At 74.9% G+C, this 24799-nt stretch carries 20 protein-coding genes; 7 read left to right on the top strand and 13 right to left on the bottom strand.

Annotated elements, in window-relative coordinates:
- Positions 1-13 precede the first annotated feature (13 nt).
- A complete protein-coding gene (locus ABZ576_RS09400) occupies positions 14-1714 on the top strand; it encodes an RICIN domain-containing protein (protein WP_360737933.1) in 1701 nt (566 codons plus the stop codon).
- Here ABZ576_RS09400 and ABZ576_RS09395 read toward each other — a convergent pair.
- Positions 1682-2851 carry a lactate 2-monooxygenase gene (locus ABZ576_RS09395; RefSeq protein WP_360737930.1) on the bottom strand — a complete coding sequence of 390 codons (1170 nt, stop codon included), beginning with the start codon at positions 2849-2851 and terminating at the stop codon, positions 1682-1684. The two genes, ABZ576_RS09400 and ABZ576_RS09395, sit on opposite strands and share 33 nt — an antisense overlap.
- A gap of 488 nt (positions 2852-3339) precedes the next feature.
- On the opposite strand from ABZ576_RS09395, the gene ABZ576_RS09390 reads away from it, so the two are divergent.
- Positions 3340-3771, top strand: coding sequence for a protease inhibitor (locus tag ABZ576_RS09390; protein WP_360737928.1), 432 nt, complete (start codon positions 3340-3342; stop codon positions 3769-3771).
- Between the two features lie 208 nt (positions 3772-3979).
- Here ABZ576_RS09390 and ABZ576_RS09385 read toward each other — a convergent pair whose 3' ends face one another.
- The 5 genes from ABZ576_RS09385 to ABZ576_RS09365 form a co-directional block, all read right to left on the bottom strand.
- A complete protein-coding gene (locus tag ABZ576_RS09385) occupies positions 3980-4144 on the bottom strand; it encodes a CDGSH iron-sulfur domain-containing protein (protein WP_360738396.1) in 165 nt (54 codons plus the stop codon).
- A gap of 109 nt (positions 4145-4253) precedes the next feature.
- Positions 4254-4883, bottom strand: a complete 630-nt coding sequence (locus tag ABZ576_RS09380) for a HemK2/MTQ2 family protein methyltransferase (RefSeq protein WP_360737926.1) — start codon at positions 4881-4883, stop codon at positions 4254-4256.
- Between the two features lie 45 nt (positions 4884-4928).
- Entirely contained in the window at positions 4929-5942 is a 1014-nt protein-coding gene (locus tag ABZ576_RS09375; protein WP_360737924.1) for an iron-containing redox enzyme family protein, read from the bottom strand.
- A 271-nt stretch (positions 5943-6213) separates the two neighbouring features.
- Positions 6214-6399, bottom strand: a complete 186-nt coding sequence (locus tag ABZ576_RS09370) for a hypothetical protein (protein WP_360737921.1) — start codon at positions 6397-6399, stop codon at positions 6214-6216.
- A gap of 147 nt (positions 6400-6546) precedes the next feature.
- Complete coding sequence (locus ABZ576_RS09365; protein ID WP_360737919.1) at positions 6547-8052, bottom strand: MFS transporter; 1506 nt, start codon at positions 8050-8052, stop codon at positions 6547-6549.
- Positions 8053-8411: 359 nt separating this feature from the next.
- On the opposite strand from ABZ576_RS09365, the gene ABZ576_RS09360 reads away from it, so the two are divergent.
- The 3 genes from ABZ576_RS09360 to ABZ576_RS09350 are packed head-to-tail and all read left to right on the top strand — an operon-like array spanning position 8412 to position 10980.
- Positions 8412-9266, top strand: coding sequence for an SDR family NAD(P)-dependent oxidoreductase (locus tag ABZ576_RS09360; RefSeq protein ID WP_360737917.1), 855 nt, complete (start codon positions 8412-8414; stop codon positions 9264-9266).
- A gap of 6 nt (positions 9267-9272) precedes the next feature.
- Positions 9273-10193, top strand: a complete 921-nt coding sequence (locus tag ABZ576_RS09355) for a DMT family transporter (protein ID WP_360737915.1) — start codon at positions 9273-9275, stop codon at positions 10191-10193.
- A 7-nt stretch (positions 10194-10200) separates the two neighbouring features.
- Complete coding sequence (locus ABZ576_RS09350; RefSeq protein WP_360737913.1) at positions 10201-10980, top strand: polysaccharide deacetylase family protein; 780 nt, start codon at positions 10201-10203, stop codon at positions 10978-10980.
- Positions 10981-11073: 93 nt separating this feature from the next.
- Here ABZ576_RS09350 and ABZ576_RS09345 read toward each other — a convergent pair whose 3' ends face one another.
- Positions 11074-12120, bottom strand: coding sequence for a galactosyldiacylglycerol synthase (locus tag ABZ576_RS09345; protein WP_360738395.1), 1047 nt, complete (start codon positions 12118-12120; stop codon positions 11074-11076).
- A gap of 275 nt (positions 12121-12395) precedes the next feature.
- Between ABZ576_RS09345 and ABZ576_RS09340 the strand changes: the two genes are divergently transcribed.
- Positions 12396-13244 carry a ribonuclease BN gene (locus ABZ576_RS09340; RefSeq protein WP_360738392.1) on the top strand — a complete coding sequence of 283 codons (849 nt, stop codon included), beginning with the start codon at positions 12396-12398 and terminating at the stop codon, positions 13242-13244.
- Positions 13245-13273: 29 nt separating this feature from the next.
- Here ABZ576_RS09340 and ABZ576_RS09335 read toward each other — a convergent pair whose 3' ends face one another.
- From ABZ576_RS09335 to ABZ576_RS09315, 5 genes are all read right to left on the bottom strand, one after another.
- The gene (locus tag ABZ576_RS09335; RefSeq protein ID WP_360737911.1) at positions 13274-16099 is read right to left on the bottom strand and encodes an NHLP bacteriocin export ABC transporter permease/ATPase subunit; all 2826 of its coding nucleotides are present in this window, start codon (positions 16097-16099) and stop codon (positions 13274-13276) included.
- 1 nt (position 16100) lies between these two features.
- Positions 16101-18323, bottom strand: coding sequence for an NHLP family bacteriocin export ABC transporter peptidase/permease/ATPase subunit (locus tag ABZ576_RS09330; RefSeq protein WP_360737908.1), 2223 nt, complete (start codon positions 18321-18323; stop codon positions 16101-16103).
- On the bottom strand, positions 18320-19126 hold the full coding sequence (locus ABZ576_RS09325) for an HlyD family efflux transporter periplasmic adaptor subunit (RefSeq protein WP_360737905.1): 807 nt from the start codon (positions 19124-19126) through the stop codon (positions 18320-18322). The genes ABZ576_RS09330 and ABZ576_RS09325 overlap by 4 nt, the downstream gene beginning before the upstream one ends.
- 101 nt (positions 19127-19227) lie before the next feature.
- Entirely contained in the window at positions 19228-19446 is a 219-nt protein-coding gene (locus ABZ576_RS09320; RefSeq protein WP_360737903.1) for a type A2 lantipeptide, read from the bottom strand.
- Between the two features lie 451 nt (positions 19447-19897).
- A complete protein-coding gene (locus ABZ576_RS09315) occupies positions 19898-20311 on the bottom strand; it encodes a PaaI family thioesterase (RefSeq protein WP_360737901.1) in 414 nt (137 codons plus the stop codon).
- A gap of 210 nt (positions 20312-20521) precedes the next feature.
- Between ABZ576_RS09315 and ABZ576_RS09310 the strand changes: the two genes are divergently transcribed.
- Entirely contained in the window at positions 20522-22045 is a 1524-nt protein-coding gene (locus ABZ576_RS09310) for a S1 family peptidase (RefSeq protein WP_360738390.1), read from the top strand.
- A 115-nt stretch (positions 22046-22160) separates the two neighbouring features.
- On the opposite strand, the gene ABZ576_RS09305 is transcribed toward ABZ576_RS09310, so the two are convergent.
- Entirely contained in the window at positions 22161-24302 is a 2142-nt protein-coding gene (locus ABZ576_RS09305) for a SpoIIE family protein phosphatase (protein ID WP_360737899.1), read from the bottom strand.
- Positions 24303-24799: the final 497 nt, after the last annotated feature.

Raw genomic sequence — 24799 nt, 5'->3', positions numbered from 1 at the left:
AGGAATCCGCTCCGTGCACACCCCCCACCCCCCGCGCCCTTCCGGTCCGCCGCCCGGCGGCCGGCCCGGGGAGTCCGACGAGTCGCTCGCCGGTCCGCTGCGGGCCGGCTCCGACGCGGAGGGCTCCCGGTCCGCCGCCCTCCTGATGGCCCGGCACTGGCGATCGGCCCAGGACTACGCCGTCATCTGCCTGGCCGCCTCCGGGCCGCTCGCCCACATGGTCACCGCCACCGCCTTCCACCAGGTCCTCGGCCGGCTGGCGCTCGGCGAACCCGCCGACGCGCTGCGCCCCCGGCTGCTGGCGACCGTCCGGGACACGGTCGTGAACTGGTCCACCACGGACCGGGTCACCGCCGAACTGCCCGGCCTCGCCACACCCGCCGGCGGTCACGGCGTGCGCGTCGGGCCGGCACCGACACCGGCGAACCGCGTCCTCACCGACCGTGCCTTCCACGGCCTTTCCCGGCCGGAACAGGCCCTGTTGTGGCACACCGAGGTCGAGGCCGAGCCACCGGAGGTGCCCGCGGCACTGCTCGGCGTGGACGCCGGGAGCGCGACGGCCGCGCTCGAACAGGCCCGCGAGAAGTTCCGCGAGGGCCTGGTACGCACCCACCGGGAGCTCGCGCCCGGCAGGGAATGCCGCTACTACAACCGCCTCCTCGACGTGCCGATCCGCCGGGGCGGCGCGCTGCTGCCCGACGTCCAGGAGCACCTGGCCGGCTGCGCCCACTGCCGGCACGCGGCCGGGCAACTCGGCCTCGCCGAGGCCGCCACGGGCGTGCTGCTCGCCGAGGCCGTGCTCGGCTGGGGCGCCCGCCGCTACCTCGACTCGCGCCCCGGCCGCCGGCCGCCGGGCCCCACCCGCCCCCGTGGCGGCTCCCGGGGTTCCGGCGGCCGCCGGAGCGGCGGTGGCGGGCCGGGGCTCCTGGCCCGCCTGACCGGACCCGGCGCCCGGCGCCGCGCCGGCCCGGGCGGGTCCGGGCTGCCCGGCCGGCTCCTTGCCGGTGCCCGGGCGCGGCGTGCGGCCGGCCCGGCCCGGTCCCCGCGGGCACTGTTCGCCGGCCTCGGCGTGGCCTCGGCAGGGCTGCTCGCCACCGTCCTCGCGGTGAGCGTCTGGCCGGACGGCGACGACGGCACCGGCCCGGTCGCCACCACCACCCCCGGCTCCGCGGCCTCCCCGCCGCCGGCGTCCGCCGCCGACCCCGGGACCACCGGCCTGCCCTCCACCGGCCCGCCCGGCCCCGGCACCACCGGCCTGCCCGAGCCCGGCACCACCGGCCTGCCCGCGGTCGGCGGGACCGGCCGGCTGCGCAACGCCGCGGCCGGCCTGTGCCTGGACGTCGAGGGCACGCCGGAGGCCGGGGCGAGCGCCGTCCTCACCGGGTGCTCCACCGCGGCCACACAGCGGTGGACGTACGGCACGGACGGGCTGCTGCGCAGCGCGGCCGGCCCGGCCCTGTGCCTGGACTCGCACGCCGACGCCGGCGTGGCGGTCCTGGGCGAGTGCGCCGCAGCCGGGTCGCCCCGGGGCGACGACGTGCGCTACGACCTCACCGCGCGGGGCGAGTTCCTGCCCCGCTGGGACCGGACCCTCGCCCTCGCCGCGGGTGACGGTCCCGGTGCCGACGTCGTCGTCAAGGCCCGGGACGGATCGGCCGGCCGGCGCTGGGCCGCGGCGCGGTCAGCCGGGGTCCTCGACCAGGTCCGCCGGTGACACCGTGGCCGGGCCGGCGTGGCCCGACAGGGCGAGGGTGAGGTCGAACTCCGCCAGCAGGCAGCGGATGACGTGCTCCACACCCGCCTGGCCGTCCAGGCCGAGACCGTAGACGTACGGCCGGCCCAGCAGGACCGCCCGCGCGCCGAGGGCGAGGGCCTTGAACACGTCGTCCCCGGTGCGCACCCCGCTGTCGAACAGCACCGTCAGCCGGTCGCCGGCCGCCCGTGCGATCCGGGGCAGCGCGTCGGCCGCCGCGACCGAGCCGGCCACCTGCCGGCCGCCGTGGTTGGAGACCACCACGCCGTCCACCCCCGCGTCCGCCGCGAGCCGGGCGTCGTCCGGGTGCAGGATGCCCTTGAGCACGATCGGCCCGTCCCAGTGCTCGCGCAGGAAGTCCAGGTCCGGCCAGGTGTGGCCGGCGTCCCCGAACAGGCCCAGGAAGTGCAGCACCGCCGCTTTGGGATCCTCGTGCACCGGCTTGGCGAGCCCCGCCCGGAACGCGGGGTCGGTGAAGTAGTTGGCGGTGCTCACGCCATGCAGGAACGGCAGATACGCCTGGTCCAGGTCGCGGGGCCGCCAGGCCAGCAGCGGGGTGTCCAGGGTGACGACCAGTACCGAGAAGCCGGCCGCCCTCGCCCGTGCCAGGAAACTCCGGGTCACCTCGCGGTCCTTGCCCCAGTAGAGCTGGAACCACCGCTCGGCATCGCCCATCGCCTCCGCGACCTGCTCCATCGGTGTGCTCGCCGCCGACGACAGGATGTACGGCACGCCCTGCGCGGCGGCCGCCCGGGCGACGGCCGGCTCGGCGTCCGGGTGCATGATCGAGATCGTGCCCACGGGAGCCAGCGCCAGCGGCACCGGGAGGGTCCGCCCCAGCACCTCGGTCGTGAGGTCCCGCTCCTGCACGTCCCGCAGTACGCGCGGCACGATCCGGCGCCGGGCGAGGGCCGCCCGGTTGGCGCGGGCCGTGCTGCCGTCGCCCGCGCTGCCCGCCACATAGCCCACCGGGCCCGGGCCGAGCCGGTGTGCGGCCAGCTCCTCCAGCCGGGTCAGGTCGGTCGGCAGCCGGGGCACGGTCCCCGTCATCCCGTTCAGATAGATCTCGTACTGGAAGTCCGCCCAGTGCCGCGCCATCCGTCCCCTCCCGCCTCGCGCCGGCCGCGTACCCGCCCGACCATAGCGATCGGTACCCGCAGGGGCACCGCCCGGGATCCGTCGGCGGGTGCCGGCCGGCGGAAGGGGATGGTCCGTTCCGGGCGGCGGACAGAGTCGCGGGCGGTCCGCGCCGGGTGGCGGACGGACCCGCTCCCGGTGATCACTTCATGAACACAGCGAGTCATGAAGGGGCTCGACGCGCGCAGAGTCGGAATGTTTCAGGACGATTAACGAACAGCTGATTTTCAGCCATCTGGCCGCTTCGAGGGAGGGGAAACGCCACAGTTCCGGGGTCACAGCGTTCGATTTCCGTGACTTCACGCCACTGATTCAACACGAAAGGTTACTGAAAGCTGTGGGTTCGATGTGAGTTTCGGCGGTGGACTCGGCAGAGTGGCGCTCGCCGCTCCGGTGCCCGACCGGGATGGAGCCGGCAACTCGTCTGTTCGAGCGGAAGGATGCACACAATGCGGAACACCGCGCGCTGGGCAGCGGCCCTCGGCCTCACGGCCGCAGCCGTATGCGGACCCCTGACCGGGGCTGCCGTCGCTGCACCGGGCGCCGCCCCGTCGTCGCTCTACGCCCCCTCGGCGCTGGTGCTCGTCACCGGCCACGGCAACGACGCGGCCACGGCCACTCCGGAGCGCGCCGTCACCCTGAACTGCGCCCCCACGGCTTCCGGCACCCATCCGGCCGCCGCCCAGGCCTGCGCCGAACTGCGCGGCACAGGCGGTGACCTGGACGCCCTGAAGCCGACCGGCGACATGATGTGCACCAAGCAGTACGACCCCGTCGTCGTGACGGTGCAGGGCGTCTGGCAGGGCAAGCGCGTCTCCTACGAGCGCACCTTCGGCAACACCTGTGTGAGGGACGCCTTCGGCAGTCTCTTCACCTTCTAGACCGGGATCGCAGGGGTTCCTCGTGAACACCGGATCAGGCTCGCAACTGGGGAGTGCGGCCCCTGGAGCGGGGAGCCTGCGATCTCGCGCCGGGGCAGGCGGGCGGAGTGGGGCCGCCCGCAGGCTCCGGGCACACAGCCGCTCCCCGGGCCGGTCCGTGGGGGGCCGTCCCGGGGAGCGGCGAAAAACAATCTGTTTCAACAGCTGCTCAGACCCTGCGTCTGTGACTGGTGTCGCACCACGGGTAGCGGCGACTGCGCCGGCAGGTACACAGAGCGACACGGAACCGGTCCGAGGAGACCGTGGTTCCGTCCTCGAGTTCGATCTCGACGGGCCCTTCCACCAGGAGGGGCCCGCGCCGTTGCACCGTGATCCGGCGGGCCCGGGCGGCGGGGTCCGGCGCGGGGGCCGGGGCGTCCTTGCCTCCCGCCGCGGCACAGTTCTGCGGTTCGGGGTCGCCCGGGCGGTTCGCCCCGGCGGCGTCAGCGCGGTCGTTCGGCACGGATCACCACCAGCTCTTCCCTGTCGTCGGCCGGCGCGAGCAGCCCGCGCCGGCGCAGCCAGTCCTCCCGGGAGCGCAGCACCGGGCCGAGGGCGATCCACCGGCGCCGGACCGTCGCGGCCTTCAGGCCCGCCTCCCGCAGCAGCTCCAGGGTGCGGTCGGGGTCGCTGAGCGCCGAGTGCACGATCAGCAGGACCCCTTCCGGGCGCAGCAGTGCCGGCGCGTCCCGGCATATCCGGTCCAGCAGCAGCCGGCCGTCGTCTCCGGCGTCCCAGGCGCGGGACCGGCCGCGCGGCGCGCGGCGGGTGTCCGGCGCCGGCACGTACGGCGGGTTCGCCAGGATGAGGTCGTACGTCCGGTCGCGGACCGGTGCGAAGAGGTTGCCGTGCCGGATGCGCACCGGCACGCGGCTCAGCCACGCGTTCAGCCGTGCCGTCCACACCGCCCGCCGCGACACGTCCACCGCGGTCACCTCGGCGCCTCGCCGGGCCGCCTCCAGAGCGAGCGCGCCGCTGCCGGTGCCTACGTCCAGCACCCGGGCGCCGGGCGCCGGGGCCTCTTCACGGAGGGCTTCGGTCAGCAGCTCCGTATCGTCCTGTGGGGCGTACACGCCCGGAAGTACCAAAGCGATCACACCACGCGGGTACCCCGGTGTTCAGGATGTATGGGACAGCTGTCGGGGCAGCGGGGTCAGCAGGGACGAGCGTCCGGCGCTCCAGTCGGCGAGCAGCCGCCGGCCCAGCCGCCCCTCCAGGTACTCGGTCGCGTCGATCCCGAAGGCGATGTCCGGCGCCAACTCGGGCTCCTCGTCGAGCAGTCCGCCGATCACCTCGTGGCGGACGACCTGCTCGTGCACGGCGTCCGCCTCCACGTGTTCGTCGTAGAAGAACGCGGCGGCGGGCCCGGCGCCGGTGCGGTGCATCGCCTCGGCCAGCCGGCGGGAGGCGGGGGAGGAGGTGATCTCCACCTCGGCGAAGTGGCCCACCAGCGCACCGCGCAGCTCCCGGTGCAGTCCGAACAGGGACATCATGTTGACCACGGCCAGCATCTCGGCGGGGGCCTCGGGCAGGTAGCGGCCGTAGGCGGTCTCCAGGCCGAGATCCGTCATCAGGTCGGCGAACAGACGCGCGTGGACCCGGTCGGCCCGGCCACCGCCGAACTCGTCGTACTCCACCGCCGCCATCGCCGCCTTCGCCCGGCCCCACAGCCGCGGCAGCACCCAGGCGTGCGGGTCGGCCTCCTTCAGGTGGTACAGCGAGCGCAGTGCCGCGTACTCCCGCAGCTGCCACAGCTCGCCCTCCGCGCGCAGGAAGTGGCTGACCCCGGTGCCTTCCAGCGGCTCCACCAGGAGAGCGGCGAGCGCGTCGTCCAGGCTGTCGTGGACCGGGGTGTCGGCGCGCAGGGCGCCGAGGAAGCGGTGCTCCATCGCGGCCCGGACGCGCAGCAGCTCCGGGTCCCACTCGGTCTCGGGCGGCACACCGGCGAAGCCGCGGTAGTGCAGCTCGTAGCACAGGTAGAGGGCGAGCTGGAGATCGTCGCCGTACGGGTCGGCGGATCCGGCGTCCGCGGGGCGGGGGAGGGGGCCCGTGCCGTGCAGGTAGGCGGCGACCGCGGCGGACAGCGGGCCGCGGGACGGGGGCAGCTGGGGTCCTCGCGCGTGGTGGTTCATGGGGCTCGGGTACCCGGACCGCCGCAAAGCAGTGATCGGTGGACGGGCGCGGCCGGCGCCGGGCATGCCCGGGACCCGGGCCGGCCCCACCGCACCGGCCGGCCGCGCACCTGTGCGGAGCGGCTCGTGGGCAGGCGTTCACCGCGTACCGCGCCGGAAGCCGCGCACCCGTGCGGAGCGGCTCGGGCGCCGGGGACCACCGGGCGCGGCGCCGCCGGGCCGGGCTCCCGGGCGCGGGCCGGCCACTCCGTGCTGCGCCGCCCCTTTGGGCTCAGTTGCCGTTCGCCTGCTCCTGCGCACCGGTGTTCGGCGTGATGCCGTCACCGGCCTCCCCCGAGGCGGACCGGTCCTCGTCGCGCTTCTCGGCCTCCTCGACCTCCCGGAGCACCTCCTCCAGGGCCGTCTCCGGCCGGTCCTCGGGGCCGTTCGCACCGTCGCGCTCGTTCCCACCAGGCATGGCGGCTCCTTTCCGTCGTCAGGGCGATCTCCCCTGCGAGTTACCCGGCGGAGCGGTCCCAAGCGTCCCGCGGTGTCCCGCGGGACAGGGCGAGGGGCCGCCGTCTCCCTGCGGACGGCGGCCCCTCGGGCCCGGACGGCGGCCAGGTCACATGTGGACGACGGGGGCGGCACCGGCGTCCTGCGCCGGCACACCGCGCCGGTGGAGCACGAAGGCGAGCACGGCGCCCGCGCCGAAGAACACCGCCGACCACCAGAAGGCGGTGGTGTAGCTCTCGATCGTGGCCTGCGCCCCCGCCACCCGGTCGGTGGCGTCCCGGCCGGCGAGGTAGTCCGTGGCGGCGCTCGCCGCGAGGGTGTTCAGCAGGGCCGTGCCGATCGACCCGCCCACCTGCTGCATGGCGTTGACGGTCGCGGAGGCCACGCCCGCGTCCTCGGCGGCGACCCCGCTGGTGGCCAGCTGCATGGCCGGGGGCATGACCATGCCGAGACCCACGCCGGTCAGGACGAGCTGCGGCAGCACGGCGCTCAGGTAGTGCGAGTCCAGGCCGATGCCGGTCAGCCACGCCATGCCGGCCGTGGCGATCGCGAAACCGAGCGGGATGACGACCTTGGGGCCGATCCGGGGCAGCAGGACCGTGGTCGCGACCTGCGCGGTCACCATCAGCGCGCCGACCATCGGCAGGAACGCCAGACCGGTCTTCGTGGGGCTGAAGCCGAGGTTGAGCTGGAGGTAGTAGGTCAGGAAGAGGAACACGCCGAACATGCCCGCGCCGGTGATCAGCACCGCGAGGAAGGAGGCCGCCCGGTCGCGGTCGAGGAGGATGCGCAGGGGCAGCAGCGGGTGCGCCGCCTTGGTCTGCCACCAGGCGAAGGCCGCCAGCAGCACACCGCCCGCGATCAGGAAGCCCCAGGTCAGCGGCGAGTCCCAGTCGTGGGTCTCGGCGTTGGAGAAGCCGTAGACCAGGGCGAACAGACCGGTGGCGACCAGCACCGTGCCCGGCACGTCGAGCTTGGCGTCCGCCGCGTCGCGGTGGCTGCCCAGCAGGATCCAGCCGCCCGCGAAGGCGACGACCGCGATCACGACGTTCACGTACAGCGTCCAGCGCCAGTCCAGCGCGTCGGTGAGCACCCCGCCGAGCAGCAGGCCGACCGCGCCGCCGGCACCCGCGATCGCGCCGTACACGCTGAACGCGCGTGCCCGCTCCCGGGCGTCGGTGAAGGTGGTGTTGAGCAGCGACAGCGCGGCCGGGGCGAGCAGCGCGCCGAAGGCGCCCTGGAGGGCACGCGCGACGACCAGCATGGTGAAGCCGTTCGCGGCGCCGCCGAGCGCGGAGGCCGCGGCGAAGCCGACGACACCGGCGAGGAAGGCGGGCTTGCGGCCGAACAGGTCGGCGATCCGGCCGCCGAGCAGCAGCAGGGAGGCGAAGGCCAGCGCGTAGGCGGTGACGATCCACTGCCGGCTGCCGTCGGAGAAGCCGAGGTCGGTCTGGGCGGACGGCAGGGCGATGTTCACGATCGTGGCGTCGAGGACCACCATCAGCTGGGCGACGGCGATGACGGCGAGGATCCACCACCGCCTGGGCGAGGCCGCGCCGTGTGCTATCGCCGCCGCCTGGGCTCGGGAGCTCTCGGCCAGGGTCTTCTCGGGCATGCGGAACCACTCCAGGGAAGTCGTTCGGGGAGGCCGTGCGGGGACGGCGGGACAGACGGCTCGTAAACGAAACCGTTTCGTACACGTCGAGCGTAGAGTACTTCTCGCGAAACGGCAACGTTTCTTTTACGCGTGATGTATTCCGGACGACGACGGTGGCGACGGCGGTGGCGACGCCGGCGACGGCGGTCGGTGACGGCAATGACCGTTGTGTGCCGGCCTTCCGGCCGGGGGTCGCGCCCCGGGTGGCGGGCGCCCCGCCGTGCGCGCTGTTCCAGTCTGTGGCGCCCTGGAAACACCGCGAAGGTTCGGCCCCGAGTCCGCGAGCCCGTGCACGCCGTCGCAGTGAGGTCGTCACCATGCCCCATGCCCCCTTCCCCACAGGACCGTCGAACGGCACCCGGCCGGTGCCGGTCTCGGCCGCGCAGGCCGCTCGTCAGCCGCGGACCGGCCGGGAGCGCGCCGGCCGGGGCGGCACCGCCCTGATCACGGGCGCCTCCTCGGGCATCGGCGCCGCCGTGGCCCGCAGGCTGGCCGCCGAGGGCGGCTGGCGGCTGGCGCTGAGCGGACGCGACGTCACCCGACTGGAGCAGGTGGCCGCCACCGCCGGAGCGGTGGCACTGCCCGCGGACCTGGCACGGCCGGGCGCCGACCGCCGGCTCGCCGACCTCGCCCTGGACCGCCTCGGCGGACTGGACCTGCTGGTGGCCGGCGCCGGCGTGGGCTGGGCCGGGGACTTCACCGGCATGCCCGCCGAGCGCATCGACGAGGTCGTCGGCGTCGACCTGCTCGCCACCCTGCGCCTGGTGCGCACCCTGCTGCCCCACATGGTCGCGGCCGGATCGGGACGCGTCGTCCTTATCGGATCCCTCGCCGGCAGCGTGGGCGTGCGCGGCGAAGCCGTCTACTCCGCGGCCAAAGCCGCCCTCGGCACCTTCGCCGACGCGCTGCGCTACGAGCTGCGCGGCACCGGGGTGGGCGTCAGCCATGTCGTACCGGGCGTGGTCGACACGCCCTTCTTCGAACGGCGGGGCACCCCCTACACGCGGTCCTGGCCGCGGCCCGTGCCCGCCGAGCGCGTGGCGGACGCGGTCCGCGCCGCCGTCCTGCACGGCCGGGACGAGGTGTACGTGCCCGGCTGGCTGCGCCTGCCCGCCCGGGTGCGCGGCGCTGCTCCCGGGATCTACCGGCGGCTCGCCGCCCGCTACGGGTGACCGGTCATGACCGTCCTCACGGTGGTGCTCGCCCTGCTGGCCGCGCTGTCCAACGCGTCCGCCTCGGTCCTGCAGCGCCGGGCCGCCGTGCAGGAACAGGACGAGGGCGGCGGGGCGGGGTCCGCCGTACGCCGGTTCCGCCGGACGCTGCGCCGCCGCTCCTGGCTGGCGGGCGCCGGTCTGCTGGCGCTGTCCAGCCTCCTCCAGGCCGGGGCACTGGCCGTGGGCAGCCTGTCCCTGGTCCAGCCGCTGCTCGCCACCGAGCTGCTGTTCACGCTGGCCGTGGGCAGCGTCGTCTTCCGGCGCCCCCCGGACGCCCGGACCTGGCTGGCGTTCCTCGCCCTCGCCTGCGGGCTGGCGCTGTTCCTCCTGGCGGCCGCCCCGTCGGCCGGCCGGCAGACCGCGGCGCCGGGGGACTGGCTGCTGGGCGGAGGCGCGGCACTCGGCGTCGTCGTCCTGCTCCTGGCGGTCGCCCGTCCGACGCGGGGCGCGTCCCGGGCCGCGCTGCTCGGACTCGCCTCCGCGGTGGCCTTCGCCACCACCGCGGCGCTGCTCAAGGAGGCCGTGGGACGGCTCGGACAGGGCCCGGCGGCGATGTTCGGGCACTGGTCGCCGTACGCCACGGGGGCCGCCGGACTCGTCGCCTTCGTGGTGCTCCAGGGCGCGCTCGCGGCCGGGTCGCTGACGGCCTCCCAGCCCGCGCTCACCCTCGGCGACGCACTCACCAGCGTCGCTCTCGGCTGGGTGCTGTTCGCCGAACGGATCCATCTCGGCCTGGCCGTGCTGCCCGAGCTGATCGGCGTCGCCCTGATCGGCGCGGGCAGCGTCGGCCTGGCCCGCGCCCCGTCGGTCGGCGGCCAGTGGGACGCCGACGGCCCGGCGGCGCGTCCCGGCCCCGCCGCCGCGCCCCGCACCCCGAGGAGGTAGGTCACCGATGTCCCCCGTGTCCGGCCGCTCCTGGCGGACGGCCGCCGTCCTGGTCCCGGCCGGCGTCGCCGCCCTCCACATCGGCCCGGCGGCCACCTGGCTCCCGGGCGTGCGGCTGCCGTTCTTCCCCGGGCTCGCCGGCACCGGCCACCGCCGGCACGTCGCACTCACCTTCGACGACGGACCGGACCCGGTGTCGACCCCGCGCTTCCTCGACGCGCTGGACGAGCTCGGTGTGCGGGCCACCTTCTTCGTGCTCGGCGAGCACGCGGCACGCCACCCCGCCGTGATCCGCGAGACGGTACGGCGCGGACACGAGCTGGGCGTGCACGGCTGGACCCACGACCGGCCCTGGCGGCCCGCGTTCGCCCGCGACGCCGAGGAGGTGGCCCGCACCGTCCGCCTGGTGCGCGAGCTCACCGGGCACCGCCCGTGGTGGTACCGGCCGCCGTACGGCATCCTCACCGCGAGCCGCTCGCGCGCCGCCCGCCGGGCCGGTCTGCGGACGGTGCTGTGGTCGGCGTGGGGCAGGGACTGGACGGCCGACGCCACACCGGCCTCCGTACGGGCCCGGGTCGCCGCGGACCTGCGCGGCGGCGGCACCGTCCTGCTGCACGACTCCGACCGGCTCTCGGCCCCCGGCTGCTGGCACGCGGCGCTGGGCGCGCTCCCGCTCATCGTCCGGGACTGCCACGCGGCGGGCCTCACGGTCGGCCCGCTGCACGTGCACATCCCGGCACCACACCCGGCCCGCGGGGCCGTTCCGTCGGGGGCCGCGACGGGGTGACGGGGGACGTGTACGCGCCGATCTCGCGAGCGGTGCCGCCCTGTCACGCTCGTCCAGCGGGCCCAAGTCCGGCCGGCAGCCCGCGGGCCCCGCTCACAGTCGTGCCACGCACTCCATCGCGTCGTGCCGGAACAGGGCGTGGCCGCGGGTCACGCGGGTCTCGCGCGCGCGGCCGCCCTCGGGGAGTCCGGCGAGTGCCCTCAGCAGTGACGGGCCGTCGGCGGTGAGCTCCGACAGGCCGGCCTCGGCCATCCGGCGGACCCCGTCCGCCCCGTGGCCGGGCAGCGGGCGGTGGCCGACCACGGGCAAGCCCGTCGCGAGGGCCTGGACGGCGGTCTGCCCGGCGGCGTTGTCCACCAGGGCGTAGCAGGCGGCAAGCAGCCCGGGCATGTCGTCGACCCAGCCCAGGGCGAGGGCGGCGGGCTCCCGGGACATGCGCGCCAGCAGCCGCTCGTCGCGGCCGCACAGCACCACCGGGAGGTAACCGCCCGCCGCCAGCAGCCGGGCGGTGGCGGCCGGCCGGGAGGCCGCCCCCCAGGCCCCGGCCGACAGCAGCACCGGCGGCCGGCCGGGCGCCCGCCCGGCGAACCGCTCCCGCCACCGGGCCGCCCCCGGGGCGGGCGCGCGGAAGGCGGGCGCGACCACCGGCCCGGTCGTGACCACGGGCCCGGGCACCGCCCGGCGCACCTCACGCGCCGCCGCGTCCGTCAGGCACAGGTGGAGGTCGTTGCCCGGATGCAGCCACTGCCGGTGCACCGCGAAGTCGAGCACGAACACCGCGCTCGGCACCCGCAGCCCGCCCCGGGCCCGCAGATGACCGGTGAGCTGCGCGGCCAGGTGGAACACGGACACCACCACGTCGGCACCCGTCCGCTCCACCAGGTCGGTCAGCCGGTCGGCGGCGAGCCGGGCCAGCGGTACCCCGCTGGGCCGCCGGCCGGGACCCGGGCGCAGGAACGCGCCGTAGACCCCGGCGTACGCCCAGGGCAGGTGCCGTACCGTCGCGTGGTAGCCGCGCCGCAGCCCCGTGCCCAGGCCGTACGGCAGCAGCCGCAGGACGTCGACGGTCCGGGCCTCGTGCCCCCGGGCCGCGGCCCGCCGCGCGAGCTCGGCGGCCACGGTGTCGTGACCGGCCCCCATGCTCGCGCTCAGGATCAGCGGTCGCCGCCGGCCGCCCGGCGCCTCGTGGTCGGTGGTGCGCACAGGTCCCGATTCTCCCGTGCGGCGGTCCGCGAACGGCGGACCCGTCCGCCGTGTCGCCGGACCGCACGGTCACCCGTCCGCAGCACGGAGCCGCCGCCGCTGCCCGCGTTCCGGCTGCGAGTCGCCCGGCGCGTGCCAGGCTGGATGCGTCGGCACCGAAGGACGCACGGAAGAGTGTGCGGGCGGCGAGCACGGGAGGAGCCGTGAGGCGGTTGCGGCGCGGCCTGCTGCGCGCGTGGGAATGGCTGCGCGTCGGAGCCCTGTTCGCGCACGGCCGGGAGCTGGAGCTGATGCACCGGGCCATGGGGTTCGCCACCCTGGCCCTGGTGACGCTGGCGCCGCTGCTGATCGTGGTCGCCGCGGCCGACCCGCTGGTGCGCGGCGGTTTCGCCTCCTGGCTCACCGACGGCATGGGCCTGTCCGGCCGGTCCGCGCACGTGCTCACCGACGTCATCAGCCCGCCGCGCAAGGTCATCGGCACCACCAGCGTCTGGAGCGCCGTACTGCTCGCCGTCTTCGGCGTGGCCTTCGGGGGCAGTGTGCAGAACGCCTACGAACGCATCTGGGGCCTGGCCTCCGGCCCCTGGCACCGGGTCTGGCGGCAGGCCACCTGGCTGGTGGTGCTGACCGCCTACCTCTACCAGGAGGTGACGACGAAGACGGCCCTGCACGGCGACCAGCGCATCGCCCTGTCCACGGCCAGCGGCGTGCTGTTCTTCTGGTGGGGGCAGCGTTTCCTGCTGGGCGGCCAGGTCCGCTGGCGCGCGCTGCTGCCGGGCGCGCTGGCCACGGTCATCGGCCTGGCCGGGCTGCGGGCCTTCTCCTACCTCGTCTTCACCCCGCTCATCGTCACCAACGCCCTGAGCTACGGCGCCGTCGGGACCGTGCTCGTCGTCGAGTCCTGGCTCATCGGCGTCGGCTTCGTCATCTACGGCGGTGCCCTGTTCGGCCGCTGGTTCACCGAGCACCACTGGATGCCGTCCCACCACCACGACGGGCCGGACGCGCCGGACGACGAGCCGGACGCGCCGGCCGACGGGGCGGCGCGGGACACCCCCTAGAGGGCCCGCCGGTCATGCCGGGCCCCCGGCTAGGCCAGCTGGCGGCGCACCAGCTCGTGCAGGCGGCCGCCGGTGTCCGCGAGGAGTTCCGCCGGTGTGCCCTGCTGGACGACCTTGCCGTCCTCCATCACGATCACCCGGTCGGCGTCCAGGACGGTCGACAGGCGGTGGGCGATGACGATCCGGGTCGCGTTCAGCTTGCGGGTGCTGTCGATGACGATGCGCTGGGTGTCGTTGTCCAGCGCGCTGGTCGCCTCGTCGAAGAAGAGGATGCGCGGGCGCCGGATGAGGGCCTGGGCGATCATCAGCCGCTGCCGCTGGCCGCCGGAGACCGCGCCGCCCGCCGAGACGATCGTGTGCAGCCCCATCGGCATCCGCTGGATGTCCTCCGCGAGCCCCGCCAGCTCCGCCGCCGCCATCGCCTCCTCCGGCGTGTACGGCTCGGTGCCGCAGATGACGTCCAGGATCGAGCCGGTGAACGGCTGGGCGTGCTGGAGGACCACCCCGCACTGCCGGCGCACCGCCGACCGGTCGAGCGCCGCGAGGTCCTGGCCGTCGTACAGCACGCTGCCGGAGACCGGCTTGTCGAAGCCGATCAGCAGGCGCAGCAGCGTGGACTTGCCGCAGCCGCTCGGGCCGACGATCGCCACGAACTCGCCGGGGCGTACCGCGAACGACACGTCGTCCAGCACGAGCGGGCCGTCGTCGGCGTACCGGAAGGACAGCCGGCGGGCCTCCAGCGCGCCCGACAGCGGGCCCGGACGGGTGCTGGCCCTGCGCACCTCGGGCGTGGCCTCCAGCACCGGCTTGATCTCCTCGAACAGCGGCAGCGCCGCCACCGCCGACACGAACGCGCCGGTCAGCTGGGTCACCGCGGTCAGCAGCATGGTCACCGACGTGTTGAAGGCGAGGAAGTCCGCCGCCGACATCGCCCCCTCGGCCGGGCCCGCCAGCAGCATGAACATCAGCAGGGTGCACACCGGCAGGTAGACCGCGCCGAGCACCGTGGTGAGGTTCTTGATCCGGCCGGCCTTCTGCTGGAGTTCCCGGCTGCGCGCGAACTCCCGCGCCCACGCCGCGTACGCGTAGTTCTCGGCCGCCGCCACCCGCAGCTTGGGCAGCCCGCGCAGGGTCTGGAACGCCTGGTTGTTCAGCTTGTTGCCGAGCACCACCAGCCGCCGCTGCCAGCGCACCTGCCACAGCCCGAGCCCGCCGAACACCGCCCCGATGACGACGAGCATGCCGATCGCCGCGAGCGCCATCGGCACGCTGTACCACAGCAGCAGACCCAGGTTCATCGCTCCGACGGTCACCGACTGGGCGACCACCGGGCCGACACCGGCCAGCGTCCGGCGGATCGCGCTGATGCCCATGGCCGCGCTCGCCAGTTCACCGGTCGAGCGCTGGGTGAAGAAGCGGGTGGGCAGGCGCAGCAGCCGGTCCCAGACGGCGGGCTGGAGCGCCGCCTCGATCCGGCCCTCCAGCCGCAGGATGGACAGGTTCTCCAGCAGGGTGAACGCCGCGGCGACCACCCCGCTCACCATCACGGCCAGGCACACCTGGACGATCAGGCCCTCCTGCGCCCGCGGTACGTACTCGCCGAGCACCTTGCCGGTCGCGATCGGCACCAGCGCCCCGATCGCGACCGTCACCAGCCCGGCCAGGAGCAGGCTCAGCAGGTCCCCGCGGGTGCCGCGCAGGCTGAAGCGCAGCAGCCCGAGCGGCCCGAGCCGCTGGTCGGGCAGCGGCCGGTAGAACATCACCGCGCGCGGTTCGAACTCCTCCGCGTTCGCCTTCTCCACCGGGGTCTCCCGGCCGGTGCCCGGATGCACGGCCACATAACCGCCGCGCCGCCACAGCAGCGCGACCGGCGCCTGGGACAGGGCCCGCCGGCCGACCAGCGGGCCGACGTTCTCCCGCCACCAGCGGCCGCTCAGCCGCACGGCACGGGTACGCACCCGGGAGGCCAGCGCCACCCGCTCCACCGGGTCCAGCCGGTCGCTCTCGGTGCCGCTTCGCGCGGACTCGGCCAGCTCGATCCCGGCCGCCTCGGCCACGATCCGGCAGGCCGCGTAGGTGGCGTCGGCGTCGGCGGCCGTGGCCCGGCGGGCCGAGCGCTTCCCGATGGAGGCCAGCAGCGTCCGGTCGGCCTGGGCGCGGACCGCCTCACCGGCCTTGATGCCGGCGGCCGTCCGTGTCTCGTGGGTGCGCTCCAGCTGCTCGATCCAGCGGTCCAGCGCGGTCAGCAGCCGGTACTGCTGGTCGACCATGCTCTGCCACAGGGCGGGGTCCATCAGCAGATCGGCGGCCGCCTCGGCGCCGTACAGCGAGCCGTACTGGACGCTGCCCGGCGGCACCTGCATCCAGAACACGTCGTCGTCGGCGGGCGTGGCCGTCCGGTCCTCGGCCAGCGGGGCCTGGAAGAGGACGGACAGGCCGCGGCCGACGCCCAGCGCGAGGGCGTACTCCAGCGGGCTCGTGGTGGGCGGTACGTACTGCGGGTTGCCGTACTCGTCGTACGACCAGGTCTGCGTGGGGGCGGGCTGGTACAGCTCGCGCAGGTTGACGCGGTGGACGGCACAGTCCCGGACCGGGCGGGCCACCAGGGTGTGCTGGGGGCCGGTGACCGGGCCGAGCAGCAGCGCTCCCGGCTCCAGCCGGCCGAGGTGGTGCCAGTGCCCCTGCTGGACGGCGTCCACCGCGAACAGGTCCAGCGCCCCGGCCGCGACCAGCCACAGCACCTGCGGGCCCTCCAGGTCCAGCCGGTTCTGCCCGGCGCAGTCCAGCCGGGCGCCCAGCGAGCCGAGCGCGCCGAGGACGAGGTCCCCGTCGTACCCCTCCTGAACCGTCGTCATCTCACCGCTCCCTGACCAGTGCCGCGTACGCGCCGCCGCGCGCCACCAGCTCCTCGTGCCGTCCGCGCTCCACGACCACGCCGTGCTGGAGGACCACGATCTCGTCGCTGTCGCGGACCGTGCTCAGCCGGTGCGCGATCACCACGCAGGCGCAGCCGCGGCGCCGCAGGTTGTCCATCACGACCAGCTCGGTCTCCGCGTCCAGGGCGCTGGTCACCTCGTCCAGCACGAGGATGCTCGGCCGCCGCACCAGCGCCCGGGCGATCTCCAGCCGCTGGCGCTGACCGCCGGAGAAGTTGCGGCCGTCCTGCTCGACCGTGCTGTGGATGCCGCCGGGCCGGCGCATCACCACGTCGTACACGGCCGCGTCCTTCAGCGCCTCCACCACCGCCTCGTCCGGGATCGACGGGTCCCACAGCGCCACGTTGTCGCGGACGGACCCCTCGAAGAGGAAGACGTCCTGGTCGACGAAGGAGACGGACGCGGCGAGCGTGCCGCGCGGGATGTCCTCCAGCCGCCGGCCGTCGATCCGGATCACCCCGTCCCACGGGGTGTAGAGACCGGAGATCAGCCGGGAGACCGTGGACTTGCCGCTGCCGGAACCGCCGACCAGGGCCACCTGCCGGCCCGGACCCACCGTCAGGTCGAAGCCGGTCAGCAGGGGCTTGTCGAGCGGGCTGTAGCCGAACGTGATGTTCTCCAGCTCGACGTGCCCGTGCAGCCGCCGGGCCGAGTCGCCGCCGCCGGGGCGGGCGTAGAGCGGGTCGGCCTGGAAGTTCTCCACGTCCTTCAGCCGGGCCACGTCGGCCGCGAAGTCCTGGATGCGGCCCGCCACGCCGTTGAGCCGGGTGAGCGGGGCGGTGAAGCGGGTGACCAGCGCCTGGAAGGCGACCAGCAGACCGACCGAGATGTGCCCCTCGACCGCGCGCAGCCCGCCGATCCACAGGATCAGCGCGCTGTTGAAGGTGGCGAGCGTCGGCGCCACCACGCCGAGCCAGGCGCTGGGCACGCCGAGCCGCTGCTGCTCCTCCAGGGTCGTGGCGTGCTGTCCGGCCCACTTGCGGAAGTAGCCGTCCTCGCCGCCGGTCGCCTTCATCGTCTCGATCAGCTGGAGGCCGGTGTACGCGGTGTTGGTCAGCCGGGCGGTGTCCGCGCGCAGCTTGGCCGTACGGGTCGCGCGCAGCCGTACGACCAGGCGCATGGCCGCCACGTTGAGCAGGGCCACGCCGATGCCGACGAGCGTCAGCTGCGGGTCGTAGGTGTAGAGCAGGACCGCGTACAGCACGACCACGACGGCGTCGACGCCGGCCGCCGCGAGGTCGCGGGCCAGGGTTTCGGCGACCTGGTCGTTGGACTGGAGGCGCTGCACCAGGTCGGCGGGGGAGCGCTGGGCGAAGAACGTCACCGGCAGCCGCAGCAGGTGGCGCAGGAAGCGGGCGCTGGAGAGGGTGGAGGAGATGATCCGGCCGTGCAGCAGGTTGGCCTGCTGGAGCCAGGTCAGCACCAGGGTGAGCAGGATGCAGGCGGCCATCGAGGTGAACAGCACGCCCAGCAGCGAGGTCTGCCCGCCGATCAGGAACATGTCGATGTAGGTGCGGCTGAGCGCGGGGACGGCCGCGCCGACGGCGACCAGCAGCAGGCTCGCCAGCACCGCCGCCGGGAGGGCGCCCGCGGTGCCGCGCAGCCGGGCCGGCACGGCGCCGAGCACACCCGGCCGGCGCCCGCCCCGGGTGAAGTCCTCGCCCGGCTCCATCACCAGCACCACACCGGTGAAGCTGCCGTCGAACTCCTCCATGGGGACGAAACGGCGGCCCTTGGCGGGGTCGTTGATGTACACCCCGCGCCGGCCGAAGCGGCGGCCGATGCCGTCGTAGACGACGTAGTGGTTGAACTCCCAGAACAGGACGGCCGGTGCCCGGACCTCGGCGAGGGCGGCCAGGTCCATCTGCATGCCCTTGGCCGTCAGGCCGTAACCGCGGGCGGCTTTCAGCAGGTTGGAGGCGCGTGAGCCGTCGCGGGAGACACCGCAGGCGATGCGCAGCTCCTCCAGCGGCACGTGCCGGCCGTAGTGGCCGAGGACCATGGCGAGGGAGGCGGCGCCGCACTCGACGGCCTCCATCTGGAGGACGGTGGGGGTGCGCACCGTGCCGGTGCGGGACGTGGGCGCGGGTCGCCGGGCGGGGGCCGCGCGTCTGCGGCCGCGGGATCGCTGGGCGGTGTTCACGGGAGCAGCCAATCGACGGGACGCTGGTCGGCGAGCCGGACGGAAGCGGTGGCGAGGGTCATGGAGTCCAGCCGGAACGGCGGCCCGTCCGCGGTCGACCACCGGTAACCGCTCTTCGTGGACGGCGACCTGCCGAGCTTCACCAGCACGGCCACCGGGCGGCCGTCCCGGGTGAACTGCTCGCCGAGCTGGCTGTCCCCGAGGAACGCGGAGATCGACTGGGCGGACTGCGCGGTACGGTCCACCGACGCCACCTCGCCGCGCAGCACTCCGTACCGCTGCGTCGGTACGGAGGACACGGTCAGGTCGACCGGGGCGTGCACCGGGACGGCGGCCGCGTTCTCGGCGGGCACGTACACGGTCGCGTACAGCGGGTCGGAGGCGTGGGCGACCTTCTCGACCGCGGCGATGGTGGTGCCGGTCCGGATGATCTGGCCGATGGTGGCGGCGAGCGTGGTGACCCGGCCCGCGGCGACGCTCCGCACCACCGTGTCGCCGTCCGCCGTGCGGACCTTGAGGACGGGCGCGTCGGCCGGCAGCCGTTCGCCCTGCCGGGCGAGGACGGCCGTGACCTGCCCGGACACGGGGCTCTGGAGCAGGTAGCTGCCCTGCCCGTGGGTGAGGACGGCCGGCGCCGCGACGGTGGAGGCGACCGAGCCGGTCACCGCCCACACGGAGGCGGCGGCCATGACGACGACGGTCACGCCGAGCGCGAGCCAGCCCTGCGGGCGGGCGAGCCGCACCGGGAGGTCCAGCTCCTCCGGTGACTGGAGCTTGGCGAGGGCCTGTTGGCGGAACTGCACGGGACTTCCCTCACCTGTGGGGGAGACGCGACTGTTTCAGGGCATCCGAGAGTCCCGGAGCCGAGGGACGGCTCCGGGACTCCGGTGACACCGGGGTGCGATCAGAGACCGGCGACCAGGCCGTTGATCGGGGCGGTGTGCAGGCCGCTGACGCCCTCGACGGTGCCGACGACCGTGTTGACCAGACCGGTCACGCCCGGGGCGATCTCGTTCACGGTGCCGAGGGTGCTGTTCAGGGTGTTGGAGGACAGACCGCCGGAGACGTTGTCCAGCTCGGCGTCCGAGATCTCGACGGTCTCGACCTGGGGGGTGGAGTTCATGGTGGAACTTCCCTTCATATGGATATTCACAAGGGGGAGAGCGGCCCCCTCTGGGGACAGACGGACGGCCGCGACCGCGGGCGCCGGGCACCCGTCTCCGGGGGCCCGCCGGACCCCGCGGTGCGATGGATCAAAGCACGCACGCCGGGCGCGATTCCAATCAATCAGGGCTCTCACCTGGGCACTTGGCTGGCGAAGGGGCGTATCCGTGCAGGCGTGCGCACGTCTTGTCGGCGACTCCTTCACATGCCGCACGGCATCGTCGCGGCGCGCGCCTTGCCCGCCGCGATGCGAATCCGGCACTCCTCGCCAAAGGTGTCGCCCGGGGGGTGCGGATGTGCAGAACCGCCGGTGCCGGTGAGGCGCCTGGGTAGCCGGTGTGCAGATTCCCTGAAGGGGGGATTCCGGTTAGCGTCTTGAGCTGACTGTGATCGACCGGTCGCCGAGCGTGTCAGCCCATGATCGCGTAGACCGTGCTCGCCCGGGCGGCGAGCGCGCCCGATCCGGCATCGCTCAACGTGACGTCTGCGAACGCCATCCGGCGGCCCAGCTTGGTCAGGACCGCTTCGATCAGGACATCCGCACCGGTCACCGCCCGCTGGAACGACGTCGACTGCTGCACCGTCGTCATCGGCACGAAGGCGCCCCGCGCGGCCGACACCGCGATGACCGTCGCCGTGTCGGCCGCCGCCATCAGCGCCTGGCCCGACATGCCGCCGCCCTCCCGGGCCAACCGGTCCGACCAGGGCAGACGCAGCACGGCCCGGTCCTCGCCCACCGCCTCGACGGTCAGCCCCAGATCGAGCACCCAGGGGGCGAAACGAGCGGAGAGGATCTTGTCGGCCTCGGCGGCGGTCATCGTCATGGGGCGGATTGTTCCCGGCCGCCCGCCGCGCCACGCGGAGCGTGGCCGATTCCCGGCACGAAAGCGTCCGGTGTGAAACGGAATTGAACACACCGCGCGGCCGGTGCGTACGTACGGCCATCCAGGCGCCGCGATACGAAGCCCGATCCGAACTGCCCTCAGCGGCAGACCCCCGTCCCCAGGAGGTCGAGAGGTTTGAGTCACAAGCGAATGCCCAAGCGCAAGGCCGCGATAGCGGTGGGCGGTGTCGCGGCGCTCGGAGCGGCGGCCCTCCTGCTGCCCCACGCCAACGCCTCCCAGGACCAGAGCGGGGCGAGCGCGGCCGGCGCGACGGACGCGCGGACCCTGAGGGCCGGCGACGCCTCCGACCTCGCCGCACGGCTGGAGAAGATCCTCGGCGACGCGTTCGCCGGCTCCTACTACGACAGCGGCAAGCAGCAGCTCGTCGTCAACGTGGTCGACGGCGACAACAACGTCATCGTCCAGGCGAAGAAGGCGGGCGCGGTCGTCCGCCAGGTGGAGAACAGTGCCGCGGAACTCAAGGCGGCCGCGCGGACGCTGAAGGCCAAGGCCACCATCCCGGGCACCTCCTGGGCCGTCGACCCGCGCACCGACAAGGTCCTCGTCACCGCCGACAGCACCGTCACCGGCGCCCGGTGGGACCGGCTGGAGTCGACGGTGCGCAGCCTCGGCTCCGGCATGGCGACCCTGAAGAAGTCCTCCGGCACCTTCAAGCCCTTCGTCTCGGGCGGCGACGCCATCTTCTCCCAGGCGCAGGGCGGCAACGTCCGCTGCTCCCTGGGCTTCAACGTCACCGCCTCCGACGGCAGCCCCGCCTTCCTGACGGCCGGTCACTGCGGGGTCGCGGCCAAGGACTGGTCCGACTCCGCGGACGGGCAGCCCATCGCCACCGTCGACCAGGCCACCTTCCCGGGCAGCGACTTCGCGCTGGTCAAGTACAACGACGCCGCCACTCGGGCGCCGAGCGAGGTCGACACCGGCAACGGCCAGACCGTGCAGATCAACCAGGCCGCCGACGCCACGGTCGGCGAGAACGTGTTCCGGATGGGGTCCACCACCGGTCTGCGCGACGGCCAGGTCACCGGGCTCGACGCCACCGTCAACTTCCAGAGCGAGACCAGCCCGAACGGCGTCGACACCGTCAACGGTCTCATCCAGACCAACGTGTGCGCCGAACCCGGCGACAGCGGCGGCTCCCTGTTCACCCAGGACGGCAAGGCCCTCGGCCTGACCTCCGGCGGCAGCGGCGACTGCACCAGCGGCGGCGAGACCTTCTTCCAGCCGGTCACCACCGCCCTCCAGGCCACCGGCGCCACCCTCGGCGACACCGGCGACGGAGCGGGCGGCCAGGCCGGTGCCGGTGACCAGGCGGGCGAGGGCGGCCAGGCGGGCGCCGGTGACCAGGCGGGTGAGGGCGGCCAGGCCGGAGCCGGTGACCAGGCGGGCGAGGGCGGCCAGGCGGGCGCCGGTGACCAGGCGGGTGAAGGCGGCCAGGCGGGCGCCGGTGACCAGGCGGGTGAAGGCGGCCAGGCCGGTGCCGGTGACCAGGCCGGCGCGGGCGGTGACCCGGTCGGCGGCGGCGCCGACCCAGCCGACCCGGCCGACCCGGCCGACCCGGCCGACCCGGCCGGCTCGGCCGGCGACCAGTCCGGCACCGGCACCGGCACCGGTACGGCCGAGGACGGCGCGTCGTCCCCGGCCGGCGGTCACTGAAGTCACCGGCACCCCGTACTCCCCGGCGGCCTCCCCCTCTTTCCGGCCGCCGGGGCCCGGTCCGGCCCTCCGGCGGGAGGGCCGGACCGCGGCCGTACGCCTCGGCCGCCGCGCCTCAGCCGCCGCCGCGGGCCCGCAGCAGCAGCACCGCCACGTCGTCCATCCGCTCCCGCGCCGCCGTGCCGTACCGGACCACCTGGTCCGCCAGGGCCTCCAGCGGCTGGTCGCCGATCTCCGCGAGCACTTCGCACAGGCCGGCCAGCGCGTCCTCGATGTCGACGCCGGGCGACTCCACCAGGCCGTCGGTGTACAGCACGAGCACCGAGCCGGGCGCCAGGGACACCTCGGTCGTCGGATACACGGCCGAGGCGTCGATCCCGAGCAGCGGACCGCCGGCCAGGTCCAGCACCCGCACCCGCCCGTCCGGCCGTCTCAGCAGCGGCGGCGGATGTCCGGCCCGGGCCATGACCGCCCGCCCGCGCGCCGGGTCGAGCCGGAGGTACAGACAGCTCGCGAACAGGTCGGCGGCGAGGTCGATCAGCAGCCGGTTGGTGCTGCTCATCACCTCGTGCGGTGCCTGTCCCACCGTCGTGTACGCCCGGACGCCGGTGCGGATCTGCCCCATCAGCCCCGCCGCGGTCACGTTGTGCCCCTGGACGTCCCCGATCACCGCCGCCGCCAGCGGCCGGGCCGGCACCAGGTCGTAGAAGTCGCCGCCGATCTCCATGCCCTGGGTGGCCGGCAGGTAGCGGGCCGCCGCCTCGATGCCGGGCAGCGGTGGCAGCGAGTGCGGCAGCAGCGCCTGCTGGAGACCGTGCGCCAGCCGGTGCTTGGCGTCGTACAGCAGGGCCCGCTCCAGGGCCTGCGCGATCAGCCCGCCGAGCGAGGTGAGCACGGCCCGCTCGTCGGCGGGGAAGACGTGCCGCTCGGCGTAGGCCAGCACACAGCTGCCGACCGGCCGCCCGGACGCGATGAGCGGCAGGTACGCCCAGGCCGCGAAGCCGTCGGGGGTCTCGTGCCGGTTCGGGTACAGCCGCTCCAGTTCCCCGCGCGACGCGAAGAAGGCCGGCACGCCCGAGTTCAGCGCCTGCGTGCCCGGGGTGCGCTCGGACAGCGGCAGCCCGTCGAACCGCTCCACGACGTGCCGGTCGGCGTACCCGCGGTGCCCGAGCACGTGCAACCGCCCCGCCTGCGCCCGCAGCATCACCAGCGCCTGGCTGCCGACGGCCGGCGCCACCTCCTCCCAGACCAGCTGCACCACGTCCTGCACGCTCACCGCCTCGGTCAGCGCGCCCGCCAGGCTCAGCACCTGGGAGATCGTCACCAGCCGGGACGGGCCCGGATCAGTGCGCGGGGCGCCGCGCGCCATGTCCGCCACCGCCCGGGCCCGGCTGATCCGCACGCTCAGCCCGGTCGTGCCCGGATACAAGCGGAACGACAGCCACTCGCCCGGCGGGCGCATCGCCACGAACGACGTCGTCTGCTGGCTGAGCAGCGCCGCCCGGTAACGGTCCTCGTACACGGGGTCGTTCAGCCACGGCACCGCCACCCAGGGCAGCGTGCCGAGCAGTTCCCCGGCCGGTCTGCCGAGCAGTTCGGCGGCGGCCTTGTTCACGAAGCAGATCCGGCCGTGGACGTCCAGCGACACCAGTCCGTACGGCAGCCGGGACACCATCCGCGCCGCCTCGGCCGAGCCCAGCGTGTCGGCCACCCCCGTCAGGGGTGTCGCCAGCACGTCCGGCTCCCGGCCGAACGGCCGGTTCTCCCGCGCGGCCCGCTCCAGCCGCAGCGCCAGCCGACCGCAGGCCGCCGTCAGGTGGTCCCGCTCCCGCTCGGACAGCGTCGGCGGATGCGAACCCGGCCAGGTCACGAACACCGCGCCGTACACCGTCTCCTGTGTCGCCACGGGCACCGCGGCCAGCGCGAACGGGTACGGCAGCACCACCGCGATACGCGGATAGCGGCGGGCCATCTCCTCCTCGCCGCCCACCCACACCAGCCGCCGCTCGCGCACCGCCTCCGCGACCGGGATCGGCGCGCTCACCCCGACCCGTTCCCAGGGCGCCGCGAACGCCCGGGGCATGCCCGCGTGCACCGCCATCTCCAGCACCGGCTCGTCGGGCCTGAGCAGGTAGACCGCGCCGGAGTGCGCGTGCACCCCTTCCAGCATCGAGGCCAGCGCGAGCGACAGCACAGGCAGACCGGCCGGCGCCCCGTCGGCCGCCGGTGCCGGTCTCGGCCCTGACCCGTCGGACACACCGACCACCTCCTCGTACGGCCGTGCGTCGCGCCCCGGGCACAAGACTCCCTCGCGGCGGCGCCCGGCGCACGGCGAGCGCTGGACGAGGCGCGGTTCGCGCCCCTGCTCGGGGGTCGGCTACGCCTACCCCGCCCGGCCGTCTCCATGCACCGGCGCCGACCGCACGGGCGCGTCGGCCGGGACACGAGGGAAGGGGGGCGGCGCCGCCCGCGTGTCCCGGCGGCCGGACAGCGGCCGTGCACGGCCGGCCCGACCTCCCCGTCCCCGGTTCGGCCGACCCCGGCCGACCTGCCCGTTTCGCCGTGTCCGGGGACCGCCGGGTGCGCCGGTGCGACGGTCCGCCGGGCCGGGTGCACGGCGGCGGAACGGACCTCGCACAGGGGAAGCACGGGTGGTGTACGGGGTCGTCCCGTGCGCCCCTGTCGCGCCGGGATGGCCGAATCCCTACGTCGCAGCCGCGGATCCCGTCCCCTCGGGCCGGCGCCGGTCTGGTT

It is taken from the genome of Streptomyces sp. NPDC013455 (assembly GCF_040632975.1).
GTDB lineage: Bacteria > Actinomycetota > Actinomycetes > Streptomycetales > Streptomycetaceae > Streptomyces.
This window is presented reverse-complemented; position numbering and strand designations above follow the sequence as displayed.